We start from the raw sequence: 12,389 nt of genomic DNA, 5'->3' as shown, positions 1-12,389 counted from the left end.
TTCTAGTGTGACGCACCTAGAACACGCTGGAAGCCGCGCTCTGCATCGAGGCACTGGACGATGTCATTCACTAGTTTAGTCCGCCCGAAGTCATGAATATGGATAGTCACTTGATGGGTGCCAGTTGTCAGGTGGTTTGATTTAAACACTGGTCGAGCGTTCGCTAGGTTGGCGCTGTACGGCATCTTGGTGTGATCTGCTGCCAGCGAAACGGAACCACTAACCACGACCAGCCGGTGCAAAGACTAGCTTAGATTTTTCAAGTCTTGTTCAGCACAAGGAGAATATCTTAATTAATTAATATTCAGAAGAATATCTGAAGGAATGACGTAGGGGTTGAAGTTAAAAAGCTTTATTTTCAGAATATTTCTCGTTGGGTGAGGAAAAGCAGAGGCGATATGAGCGGTACTATTGATGAACCACTGGTAATTTCCGCAGCGATCACTGGAGGAGGGCCCGCGCGAAAGAGAACGCCCTACCATCCAGTAACTCATGACGAACTGGTTAAAGAAGCCGTCGCCTGCGGAAAAGCCGGTGCGGCCATTGTCCACTTGCATGCGAGAAATGAAGACGGGATAGCGACGATGTCGCCAGACGTCTATCGAAATCTAGCGAACGATATTAGGGCGGAGGGAAGTAACGTTATCATCAACTTTAGTGCTGGCGACAATGGTGGCCGAGCCTCCCATACTGAACGTTTGGGAATAGCTAAAACCGGCGCTGAAATGGTTACCATTGGAGCGGGTTCTTTCAACGCAAACGGTCGATTATATAACAATGCACCCAATTACATCGACGCGATGTTGAAGAGCCTGAGTGACCATAACGTATCGCCTGAAATAGAGATATTCGATACTGGCCAACTGGCAGAGATGAAACGACTTATGGCAAACCGGTTAATCTCCCCTTCCCCTTCCGTCCAATTTGTTTTCGGTGTATCTGGTGGGCTGCCTGCTAGAATTGGCATTTTAGATCAATTACTCCTAGATCTACCCGCAGATTGTCACTGGAGCACTTGTTGTCAATCCGACGATTACTCGGTGTGGCGAGAGATGATGCTCTACACGTTTTTGCGGGGTGGCCACATCCGAACTGGCATGGAAGATGTAATCTACGCAGGCCCTGGCGAACTGGCAAAGTCAAACGCGGATCTTGTTGCACAGTGGGTCAAAACAGCTCAAACGTGGGGGAGGCCACTTGTCACGCCCGACGAACTTCGCGCGCAATTGGGCATTTGCCATTAGGATAATGGGTTCCAGTTTGTACCAATAGTCCACAACTAATCAACTCGGTCTGATATTCTATTGCATTCGCAACTATATCTGTAACGCACTGAGTGCGCGCTGGCCCAGCAAGGTCTCGATCGGTGACGAACCAAAACTCCTGGCTTGTTTCGTGTACAATGCTTCCCACTCGCCTAAGGCGCTAATCTTGGTCACTAGAAAACAAGGCAAGACAGCGCAGCCATATCCTTGGGTCGCCTTTCATGATGTACGGCCAAAAATTGAACCTAAGGGCGATCATGTGATCAGTCCGTTCATTCCATCGTGCGGATGGTCGAGCAGCGATGTCCGCCACCTAAGTGCTCGTTACTGCACTTTCCGTTTGAAGGCGACTGGGCTTTTCCAACCCAGTGCTGGGTGCCTACACTGCGAGCTGTAGAAGCCGTTGATGCACTGGATGATAGCCAACTCTGTTTCTCTGTGCATCCACCAGAACCTTTTCCTGATCAGCTCTGCCCTGATCGTTTGAAGAAGGTCTCGACGGCAGAGTTGTCATAGCAGTTTCCCTTGCCGCTCATCGATACCTGGAACCCATGCTGATCCTCAGAGTGGATCCGATTTTCGATGAACCGAATGTCAAGTGACATGTTAGTGGCAGGCTGATTCAAGCTTTCCATTAGCGAAGGGCTACTTGATGGGCCGGGCATCGAGCGGCGATCTTCGAGGACGGGTATTGAAAGCCCGGCAAGACGGTAGTTCCGCAGTCTGACAGCGGCACGATTTGGAGCAAGTGCTTCCGGTGCGATTCACTGGATTAGTTGCGCCGGACAGGGCGAGACGGCGCCCCGTAAACCAGGACACAAGACGACTTCCCACCTTGATTCGCGCGAGAGTTCATAGTCGCCCTGATCGAGGACAAGATGGAAATCACGCTTGATAAGATGGTTTTTCAGCTGGCTGAAGTGCGCGACATGAAGTTCGGCCGGAACATGTTGAGCAAATGGCTGCGCTCACGCGTGTTCAAATACAAAAAAAGACCGCACATGCATCGGAGCAGTAGCACCCACGGCTGATGATGCAGCGGCAGGCCTGGTTCGACAGTCAGCTAGATCTTGATCCAGCCAAACCGTCTTCATAGACGAGACCGGCTTGAATACGAGGATGGCGCGTCTGCGGGGACGGTCTCTGAAGGGAGAGCGTTGCCGGAAAGACGTTCTCCATGGGCGCCGGAAAACGAGCTCCTTCACCGGAGCCTTATGCCAGACCCGCATGACTGCGCCGATGGTGCCATGAACGGTGTGGCATTCCTGGCCTATGTCGAGCAGGCCCTCGTACCTGTTCTCTCACCCGGCGACATCGTCGTGATGGACAACGACGACCCGCCAGCCCACTTGCCGGTGTCTGGGAAACCATTGAAAGCGCCGGTGCTCAGCTGCGCTATCTGCGGACCTACAGTCCCGACTTTAACCCGATCGAGATGGCGTTTTCGGAGCTCAAAGCGCTGCCATGTGCCAAGGCGGAGCGAACTGTCGGCGCCCTGTGGCACTCCGATGGAGATCTCATCGCCCAATTCGGACCGGAAGAATTCGCCAACTACATTGCTGCGGCCGGACACGAGCCAACATAATGTGGATGCGCTCTAGGTCTGGGTCCCCCAAGTATGCCAGATTGCGATGTTCGGTGAACGAAGCACCGACGACTTCATGCAAGGTAACGCCAACATCTAGGCATTTAACGGGTACTTCAGGGCGGAGTGCCTGAGTATGCACTGGTTCCTGACGCTTGCGGATGCCCGCGAACAGATGGAGGATTGGCGTAGACACTATAATGAGGATCGTCCTCATTCGGCGATCGGGTACAACGTTCCGATCGGGCCACATAATCACGGTGGTATCCCCGGCCCGTCACCGTGAGAGAAGCCGGAAAACTCCAACCTCCGGCGATCCAAGGTTGGGTCTCAGTGCATATCCATCAAACCGGACGGACTTTATCCAACGAACTTGGAGTTGGATCCAACAGAAATCAAGTTTCGCGAATGGTTACCAACGGGGGGCGGGTACACTTGCGAATGTCACTGGGTGGAGTGGCATTTAGATGCTCTTGCTTCCGTGAGGCTTCCGTTGATGGACGCACAAGCTAAGCCAATGCGAACGAGGGTTGTTAACTAGCTGGAATCATGAGAAAAATATGGCGCACCCGACAGGATTCGAACCTGTGACCTCTGCCTTCGGAGGGCAGCGCTCTATCCAGCTGAGCTACGGGTGCTCTTCGCGCGCGCAAGGGCTGCGCGGCGGATAGAGGGGTCTGATACAAGATCCAGCGATCCGGGGCAATCGCTTTCTGAAATTTTGGACAAGATATCGGCGGGGTTGTCGGGGCTGGATGAACGTCGGGTTATCTGCGCACACGCCGGTGGTTTTTTGGGGGATCGAGCCTGGCTGGTTAGGGAGAAACTCGCCGGACAGAGTAGGGCGGGTCGCGTTTGACGCGGGAGCGCGAGGAAAAAATGGCCGCAGAGGTGATAGGGCGGCGGGGTTTGTGCGTAGGAAGGCCTGGACCGGAAAAAACAGAGCCCCATGACCGAGACCAACCACTGCCGTTCGCTTGTACTTGTGCTGGGAGACCAGCTGAGCCTTGACCTGTCCAGCCTGAAGCGGGCCGATCCGGCCCACGACAGGGTGCTGATGGTCGAGGTGATGGCGGAGGCCACCTATGTGCGCCATCACAAGAAGAAGATTGCCTTCCTGTTTTCCGCCATGCGCCACTTCGCCGAAGAGCTGAAGGAAGCCGGCTGGACGGTGGATTACGTCAAGCTGGATGACCCTGCCAACAGCGGCAGCTTCAAGGGCGAGGTGAAGCGGGCCTGCGAACGCCTGCGGCCACAGCGGATGGTGGTTACCGAACCCGGCGAGTGGCGGATCTTGGAGGACATGCGCTCCTGGTCCGACGCTTTCAGCCTGCCGGTGGAGATCCTGACCGACACGCGGTTCTTCTCAACGGTGGCGGACTTCCGGGCGTGGGCGGACGGACGCAAGCAATTGCGCATGGAATATTTCTACCGCGAGATGCGCCGTTCCACCGGCCTGCTGATGGAGGGTGACAAGCCTGCGGGGGGCAAATGGAACTATGATGCGGACAATCGCAAGCCCGCGCAGCCGGACCTGTTCATGCCAGAGCCGAAACGCTTTAAGCCGGACGCAATCACGCAAGAGGTGCTGGACCTGGTCGCCAGTCGATTTTCCGGGCACATAGGCGATCTTGAGCCATTCTGGTTCGCAGTGACCCGCAAGGACGCGGAAGAGGCCTGTGAGCAGTTCCTGGCCGACATGCTGGCCGATTTCGGAACCTATCAGGATGCCATGCTGAGCGGCCGGAAGTTTCTGTTCCACTCGGTGCTGTCGGCCTATCTGAATGCCGGCCTGCTGGATGCCAAGGTGTTGTGTGGGAAGGTGGAAGAGGCATGGAAAGCGGACAAGGTTCCGCTCAATGCCGCCGAAGGGTTCATCCGGCAGATCCTTGGCTGGCGGGAATATGTGCGCGGCATCTACTGGCTAAAGATGCCGGACTATGTCGACAGCAACGCACTTGGCGCCGACCGTCCGTTGCCCGATTTCTACTGGACCGGACAGACACGCATGCGCTGCCTGTCGGAAGCGATCGGACAGACCTTGGAAGAAGCCTATGCCCACCACATTCAAAGACTGATGGTGACAGGCAATTTCGCCCTTCTGGCGGGCGTCAGGCCGACGGAAGTGCATGAATGGTATCTGATGGTCTACGCCGACGCTTATGAATGGGTGGAAGCGCCCAACACCATCGGCATGAGCCAGTTTGCCGATGGTGGGCTCCTCAGCTCCAAACCCTATGTATCGAGCGGCAACTATATCGACCGGATGTCGGACTATTGCGGCGCATGCTCTTATGACGTGAAGCAGAAGACGGGGCCAAAGGCCTGTCCGTTCAATGCGCTTTACTGGGACTTTCTGGACCGCAACAAGGAGGTGCTCAAGGGCAATCCGCGGCTCGGTCAGCCTTACGCGTCCTGGCACAGGATGGGGCCGGAAAAACAGCAGCTACTCAAGGAAAGTGCTGCGGACTTCCTGAAACGTCTGTTTGAGGGGGAGGAGGTCTGAAACTGGCGCGTCCGCGTAAGCAAAAGCAGAGGCTATCGAGGGCAGTTTCGAGCCGGTTACGGCGGGAGAGGAATGTTACAAAAAAAACGCGCAGCCGTTAGACTGCGCGAATAAAGTTACTGTGCACGTGGCCCCATCGACCACGGCGGCAACTCTAGCGGCATCTTTCTCGATTGTCATTACCGTAAAATATTTTATTTTTTGATTCACTGTAATGCGACTGATCGTTATTCATACTGAGTCATATATGAAATAATGTGTCGTACAAATTAATTCATTAAATTCAGCGCTTTAAATTTGTCATACAATTTGGAAGCGCCGTTGCGGCAAGGAAATGTTGTCTTTCCTGCCGCAAATTTATTGGCAAATTTGCTTATATTCGGAAGAAATTTTCCCGGCTTTGCTGGAAAGTTTTACGCGCGTGATGCCTCTGCGGACAAAACCGAGCTCTTTTGCTGCCGCCCAGGTCACATCTATAACACGGCCCTTGGCAAAGGGGCCCCGGTCGTTGATACGCACCGTGACAGTCTTTCCGTTGGCAAGATTGGTCACATCCACCAGCGTACCGAAGGGCAGGCTCCTGTGGGCTGCGGTCAGTTGGTTGGGGTTTGCGCGTTCACCACTGGCGGTGGTGCCGCCGAGCTTGTACCAGGACGCTTTCCCGCATTGTTGATAGACGCCCGCCTGAGCACCGCTGACGACACCTGCTGCTGCAAGCAAGGCACCCGCCAAGGCAACGCGCGATAAATGCCGCGCGAGAACAATTCTCTTCATGATAGTCCCCCTGGGGCAAGTGAGCCCGCCCCGATCGATCTTGAACACAGTTTCGTGACGACGCTGGTAACATTCCGCAGCGGCGCCTTTGCGTCGTGAGGGTGATCAAAATGTGGCAGTTTTCGGGGCAAATGAGGCGCTAGTATAAAATAAACATAAAATTTTAAATACATTTGTAATAGTCGTATTAATTTTTGATTTACTATAAAAATTCTAAGAGTTGTGGGTAGTTTTTCTGTTTCGGTTTTGCCAACTGAACTGTGTTAGTAATTTTTACATAGGAGCGGCGCATGTGTGTATTGATTAGCGCCATTTTAACGGCAATTTGAAAGGGCGGTCTGGTGCAAGTCAGCCATCGGTTCTTAAGCGACCGGCTGGAACAATCCGGTCGTGCGGAAAATAATAATCTTACAGGCTTCCACACGTCCCTGCTGGAGGTTCTTCCCCATGCTGCGGCCTATGTCGCGCAGGATGGCAGCGTCCTTGTTCACAACAAGCAGATGAAGGCGCTTTGCGCCGCAAAAGGCGTCTTTCCGGTGCCGGTCAGCCTGCCGTCGCTTTTGTCGGAAACAAGCTGGCGGCGGTGCGAGGCGGTTCTGTCGGCGGCTTTCAGCGGTGTTCCCGCGCAGGCGAGCGGGGCCATCGTGCTGCAGTCGGGCGAAACCTTCTGCCACCACATGATTTGCACATCCTTTGTCTCTCTCTCGGGCGAGCGCCAGGCTGTCCTGGTCCAGTTCGATCTGGAAGAACACGGCCAGGACGAGATCGTTACCCTGCCAGAGCCGGCGCGAAATGAAATCCGCTCCGCAAAGTCCGCAAGGGATCTCGATCTTCTGGAGCATTTTCCGGACGACGTTCTTGTGTTCGACGGTTCCGAAAGCCTCGATGAAATGGCGGGAAAGCTGCTGAAGCTGATCAACAGCGACTATGAAATGGACCTCTTGGCCGAAGCCCTGGAAAATCTGGAGGGCGAACTGCCGCAGACTTTCTATATTCCGGAAAATCGAAGCTTCCAGGCAGCAGGGTACGTGACCGATCGCCAGATGTGCGAAGTGCGGCTCGTTCCCATTCCCGGTTCAGTGAAGAGTAAGCCGGGCATGGGTGCCTCAATGGCGGTTATCCGCCGCAATGTCGACTGCCCTCAGGAAACTGCCGAAAACAGGCGCCTGGCGTATCTCGACCCGCTGACGGGCCTGGAAAACCGCCGTGCTTTTACCAAGGCCTTGAAACGTGAGCTGACCCGGCTTGCCGCAGAAGACGAAATCGGCCTCGCCGTTCTTTATATCGATCTCGACGAGTTCAAGAAGGTCAATGATCTCGGTGGCCACGACGCGGGTGACGACATGCTCCAGCGCGTCGCGGCTTGCCTGCGCCTGACCTTGGGTGAATTCGGGACAGCCGCCAGGATCGGCGGTGATGAATTTGCCGGCATGGTGCCGGTGGTCAACGAGGAAGCCGCTCTCGATATCGCCGAGGAAATTCTGGCCGGTTTTGACCGTATCCGCCTGGAGGTGGGGGACCGGGTGTTCACCATTGGCGGGTCCATCGGTGTGGCGTTCCTCGACAGCAATGTGAAGCTGCGTGAAGGTGATGCGGCAGCTCTTCTGGGGCTGGCCGATCGGGCATGTTTGCGCGGCAAGCGATTTGGCGGCCGTTCCGTGCAGGTTCATTCGGTGCAGCCGCAGGATTGCGAAGGCGCGGGTGGTGAGCTGGCGGATCTACCCGAGCCGGGAAGTTTCCGCGGCAACGAGCTGACGCTCTATGCGATGCCCATCGTCTGCCTGAAACGGAACAGGGCCTGCGGTTCTGAAATCCTTCTGCGCCTGCAGGGAGATCGTGCCCGGGGCCTGTCTTCACGTGCCTGGATCTCGGCTGCGGAACGCTCCGGTTTCATTGCACAGGTGGATGCCTGGACGCTGGACAAGGTGCTGGACGCGGCAGAACGCAATCCCGACCGTACCATCCTGACGATGAACGTCTCGGCTGAATCCGCCCGCGATCCGATCTTCCGTGACGGGCTCTATCATCGTTTGTCGGTCAATCCGCTGCTGGCATCCAAGCTGTGCCTCGAAATCGCGGAAAAGGATTTTCTACGGGAGCCGGCGAGTGTTCAGGCGTTTTTCAAGTTCGTGAACGAACTGGGGTGCCAGACCGCCATTGACGATTTTGCCGGACACTGGCCGGTCCTGTCGCGATTGACCAACCTGCGTGTCGAATGGCTGAAGCTTGAATCGAGCCTCACTCAGCAGGTGGTGGAAGAGCCCGCCAAGGCGGCCATCCTGAACGGGCTGGTACGCGCCGCCCACGAGCTCGGCATCAAGGTGATCGCCAAACATGTGGAAACGGCGGAAGAGGCCAGTCTGCTGAGGGAGCTAGATATCGAGGCGGCACAGGGCTACTTCTTCGGTCGGCCCGAACCCTGGCCCGGCGGTTGAGCGAAACCTGAAACGTAAAAAAGCGGCGCAGAGCGCCGCTTTTTTATTTGTTTGCCAGGGCCTTAGATGTCGAGGTTGGCCACGGCCAGGGCGTTTTCCTGGATGAATTCGCGCCGCGGATCGACCTCGTCTCCCATCAGTTTGGTGAAGATGTCGTCGGCGTCGTCCGCCTCGCGCACCTTCACCTGCAGCAGGGAGCGGACATTCGGGTCGAGCGTCGTTTCCCAGAGCTGTTCCGGGTTCATCTCGCCGAGACCCTTGTAGCGCTGCAGCGAGATACCCTTCTGGCCAGCGGCGTAGATCTGGTTCAGCAAGGCGCGAGGCCCCCGAATTTCCGTCGAGATATCCTTGCGCCGCAAGACGGCGGCCTTGCCGTAGATCTCGTTCAGATGGGCTGCGTGTGCTGCAAGACGGCGTGCGTCCGTGGAGCCAAGCAGGGCAGCGTCAATCGTTGCGGCTTCCTGCACGCCGCGAACCATCCGTTTGAACACTAGGCTGCCGTCGTCCCGCGCTTCGCCGGTCCAGCCCCGTTCGAATTCGTCGGCCAGGATGTCCATCCGGCGGGCGATATAGGCGGCAGCTTCCTCAGCCTTGCCCTGATCGTCCAGGATTTCCGGTGTCAACGCACCTGCAATCGCGGCCTGTTCGACAACATCGCGGTTGTAGCGTGAATGCAACCCGTCGAAGATGTCGGAAATGGTCCGTGCGGTTTCGGCGACGGCACGAAGGTCCTGGCCGGTGCGAACCTCGCCGTTGGCAAGCGTCAGCGAAGCTTCGTCCAGACCCTGTCCGATCAGATAGTCTTCCAGCGCCTTCTGGTCTTTCAGGTACTGCTCGGACTGGCCGCGCTTGACCTTGTAGAGCGGTGGCTGCGCAATATAGATGTAGCCGTTTTCGATCAGCTCCGGCATCTGGCGGAAGAAGAACGTCAGCAGCAGGGTGCGAATGTGCGCGCCGTCCACGTCAGCATCAGTCATGATGATGATCTTGTGATAGCGCAGCTTCTCGACGTTGAATTCTTCCTTGCCGATGCCGGTTCCAAGCGCCGTGATCAGCGTGCCGATTTCGTTCGAGGACAGCATTTTGTCGAAGCGTGCCCGCTCGACGTTGAGGATCTTGCCGCGCAGAGGCAGCACGGCCTGGTTTTCGCGGTGACGGCCCTGTTTGGCCGAGCCGCCTGCGGAATCACCCTCCACCAGGAAGAGTTCGGCCTTGGAGGCGTCGCGCTCCTGGCAATCGGCAAGCTTGCCGGGCAGGGAGGCAATGTCGAGGGCGCCCTTGCGGCGCGTCAGCTCGCGCGCCTTGCGGGCAGCTTCACGCGCGGAAGCCGCTTCCACCACCTTGGAGACGATCGTCTTGGCCGGCGCGGGGTTTTCCTCAAGCCATTCGCTCAGAATCTGCGAGATCAGGTTTTCGACCACCGGACGCACTTCGGAGGAAACCAGTTTGTCCTTGGTCTGGGACGAGAATTTCGGATCCGGCACCTTGACGGAAAGAACGCAGGTCAGGCCTTCACGGCAGTCATCGCCGGAAAGGTTCACCTTTTCCTTCTTCATCAGGCCGGTTGCTTCCGCATAGCCGGTAACCTGCCTGGTCAGCGCAGCCCGGAAACCGGCAAGGTGGGTACCGCCATCGCGCTGCGGAATGTTGTTGGTGAAGCACAGCACATGCTCATGATAGCTGTCGTTCCACCACATGGCGGCTTCGACCGTGATGCCGTCACGCTCGGCCCGCATGTTGATCGGCTCTTCGATCAACGGATGTTTGGCACGGTCCAGATAGCGCACGAACGCTTCCAGGCCACCTTCGTAGAAAAGCTCCTCGACCTTGTCCTCAACGCCGCGCTTGTCCGTCAGGATGATGCGGACGCCGGAGTTCAGGAAGGCCAGCTCGCGCAGCCGGTGTTCCAGCGTGCTGAAATCGAACTCGGTCTTGGTGAAGGTTTCCGGTGACGGCAGGAAGGTCACCTCGGTCCCTTTTCTGCCGTTGGCCGGCCCAACCACCTTGAGCGGTGCCTGGGCATCGCCATGGGCGAAGGTCATGGAGTGTTCTTCGCCGTTGCGCCAGATGCGCAGTTCCAGCTTCGTCGACAGTGCATTGACCACGGAAACGCCCACGCCGTGCAAGCCGCCGGAAACCTTGTAGGAGTTCTGGTCGAACTTACCGCCCGCGTGCAGCTGGGTCATGATGACCTCGGCAGCCGACACGCCTTCTTCCGAGTGCAGGTCCGTCGGAATTCCGCGGCCGTTATCGGATACCGTAACCGATCCGTCCGGGTTGAGCGTCACGGTCACATGGTCGGCGTGGCCGGCCAGCGCTTCGTCGATGGCGTTGTCGACCACCTCGTAGACCATGTGGTGCAGACCGGAGCCGTCATCGGTGTCGCCGATATACATGCCGGGCCGCTTGCGCACGGCATCGAGGCCCTTGAGGACCTTGATGCTGTCGGCGCCATATTCGGCACCGCCATTGGTTTCGGGGGTCGGGCTGCTCTCAGGCGTGGACGTGTCGCTCATGCGAATCAATCACCAATCGATTTATCTTTTCCACCCCCGTTATACGGGGTTCCGGCGGGGGTTCAACCACGTGCCGGCCATAGCCAAGCCAGCGAAGGGATTCTGGTGGAAAACCATAAGATTCCGGCGGATTTAAGGGGCTTCGCCTCGCTTCAGCAGGCGGCCCTGGTGCTCCCGGATCTCAAACACTTCGGCTTCTACCGGCAAAGCCTCGAAAAGGGCCTCGTCCGTGCCGGTCATGAAGACCTGTCCGCCAAGGGAATCCAGCTTCGAAAACAGGGCTGAACGACGGTCGGGATCGAGATGCGCGGCAACCTCATCAAGCAGCAGGACAGGCGTCATCCCCGACACCTTTGCCGTCAGTTCGGCATGCGCAAGGATAAGGCCTATCAGCAGCGCTTTCTGTTCCCCGGTCGAGGATTGCGAAGCCGGCATCGCCTTGGCCGCGTGATGAACGGTGAGATCACTCAGATGCGGTCCGTTGAGCGTGCGCCCGGCGGCCCGGTCGCGGTGTCGGCCGTCCTGCAGCATCTGGCGGTAGCGATCCTCCCGGTCGGAGGCGCTCAAACCGGCGGTTTCCGCCTCGAAGGCACCTTCAAGGGAAACCGAAGCATGGGGAAACGGCAGGTCCTGGGCTGCCTGGCCGGCAATCATCCGGCTGAGCAGGTCGACGGTCTCTGCCCTGGCGATGGAGACGGCGGTGCCGAGCTCGGCGACCTGCTGTTCCAGCGCGCTGAGAAAGGCATCGGAGCCGCCCTGATCGAGAAGGCGGTTGCGTTGACGAAGGGCGTTTTCGAAGTCGCTGACCCGGCGGCCGTGGGTCGGGTCGATCGCCAGCGTCAGCCGGTCAAGAAAACGGCGACGGTCGGAGCCGGGGCCGGTGAACAGCCCGTCCATCGACGGCACGAGCCAGAGCACCCGCATGTAGTCCAGAAGACTGTCCGAGCCGCGAACTTCCTCGCCGTCGATACGCACCTTGCGCCCGGAGGTGCCGGCCACCAAACCTGTGCCGATTTTGGTTTCGAACCCATCCAAGAGAACTGTTGCGGCAACGCTCCAGCTGCCATCGCCGTCCTTGCGCGCAATGTCGGCAAGGGCCGCCCGGCGCAGGCCGCGGCCGGCAGTCAGAAAGGATATGGCTTCCAGAATATTGGTCTTGCCGGCGCCATTGGGGCCGACGAAGGCGACCATCCTGGCCGCCATCGGCAATGTCAGCGTGCTGTAGTTGCGGAAGCCGGTCAGCGACAGACGGGTCAGCCGCGCCGTCCGGTAATCTGTCATGACCCCACTTCCGCTACTGTTTGGGCG

At 57.6% G+C, this 12,389-nt stretch carries 6 protein-coding genes, 1 tRNA gene and 3 pseudogenes; 5 read left to right on the top strand and 5 right to left on the bottom strand.

The annotated features are described in order from the left end of the window. The first annotated feature begins 398 nt into the window (after window positions 1-398). Window positions 399-1,244, top strand: a complete 846-nt coding sequence (locus B0E33_RS09750) for a beta-keto acid cleavage family enzyme (protein ID WP_077291064.1) — start codon at window positions 399-401, stop codon at window positions 1,242-1,244. A gap of 345 nt (window positions 1,245-1,589) precedes the next feature. Here the strand turns inward: B0E33_RS09750 and B0E33_RS31365 are convergent. Beyond that, window positions 1,590-1,822 (bottom strand): annotated as a pseudogene (locus B0E33_RS31365) (IS3 family transposase); the annotation flags it as partial. Window positions 1,823-1,917: 95 nt separating this feature from the next. Between B0E33_RS31365 and B0E33_RS09745 the strand changes: the two are divergent. Then, a pseudogene (locus B0E33_RS09745) lies at window positions 1,918-2,850 on the top strand (IS630 family transposase). 100 nt (window positions 2,851-2,950) lie between these two features. Beyond that, a pseudogene (locus B0E33_RS09740) lies at window positions 2,951-3,136 on the top strand (integrase core domain-containing protein); the annotation flags it as partial. Window positions 3,137-3,411: 275 nt separating this feature from the next. Here the strand turns inward: B0E33_RS09740 and B0E33_RS09735 are convergent. Continuing rightward, window positions 3,412-3,488, bottom strand: a tRNA-Arg gene (locus B0E33_RS09735). A 311-nt stretch (window positions 3,489-3,799) separates the two neighbouring features. Here B0E33_RS09735 and B0E33_RS09730 point away from each other — a divergent pair. Next, the gene (locus B0E33_RS09730) at window positions 3,800-5,356 is read left to right on the top strand and encodes a cryptochrome/photolyase family protein (RefSeq protein WP_077291062.1); all 1,557 of its coding nucleotides are present in this window, start codon (window positions 3,800-3,802) and stop codon (window positions 5,354-5,356) included. Between the two features lie 357 nt (window positions 5,357-5,713). On the opposite strand, the gene B0E33_RS09725 is transcribed toward B0E33_RS09730, so the two are convergent. Then, window positions 5,714-6,130, bottom strand: coding sequence for a septal ring lytic transglycosylase RlpA family protein (locus tag B0E33_RS09725; RefSeq protein WP_075281742.1), 417 nt, complete (start codon window positions 6,128-6,130; stop codon window positions 5,714-5,716). Window positions 6,131-6,471: 341 nt separating this feature from the next. Between B0E33_RS09725 and B0E33_RS09720 the strand changes: the two genes are divergently transcribed. Further along, entirely contained in the window at window positions 6,472-8,565 is a 2,094-nt protein-coding gene (locus tag B0E33_RS09720) for a putative bifunctional diguanylate cyclase/phosphodiesterase (protein WP_077291061.1), read from the top strand. Window positions 8,566-8,627: 62 nt separating this feature from the next. Here the strand turns inward: B0E33_RS09720 and gyrB are convergent, their stop codons facing one another. Continuing rightward, window positions 8,628-11,081, bottom strand: coding sequence for a DNA topoisomerase (ATP-hydrolyzing) subunit B (gyrB, locus tag B0E33_RS09715; RefSeq protein WP_055657055.1), 2,454 nt, complete (start codon window positions 11,079-11,081; stop codon window positions 8,628-8,630). 132 nt (window positions 11,082-11,213) lie between these two features. Next, the gene (gene recF / locus B0E33_RS09710; RefSeq protein ID WP_077291060.1) at window positions 11,214-12,362 is read right to left on the bottom strand and encodes a DNA replication/repair protein RecF; all 1,149 of its coding nucleotides are present in this window, start codon (window positions 12,360-12,362) and stop codon (window positions 11,214-11,216) included. Window positions 12,363-12,389 lie beyond the last annotated feature (27 nt).

Origin of the sequence: Roseibium algicola (assembly GCF_001999245.1) — a bacterium.
Taxonomy (GTDB): Bacteria; Pseudomonadota; Alphaproteobacteria; order Rhizobiales; family Stappiaceae; genus Roseibium; species Roseibium algicola.
This window is presented reverse-complemented; position numbering and strand designations above follow the sequence as displayed.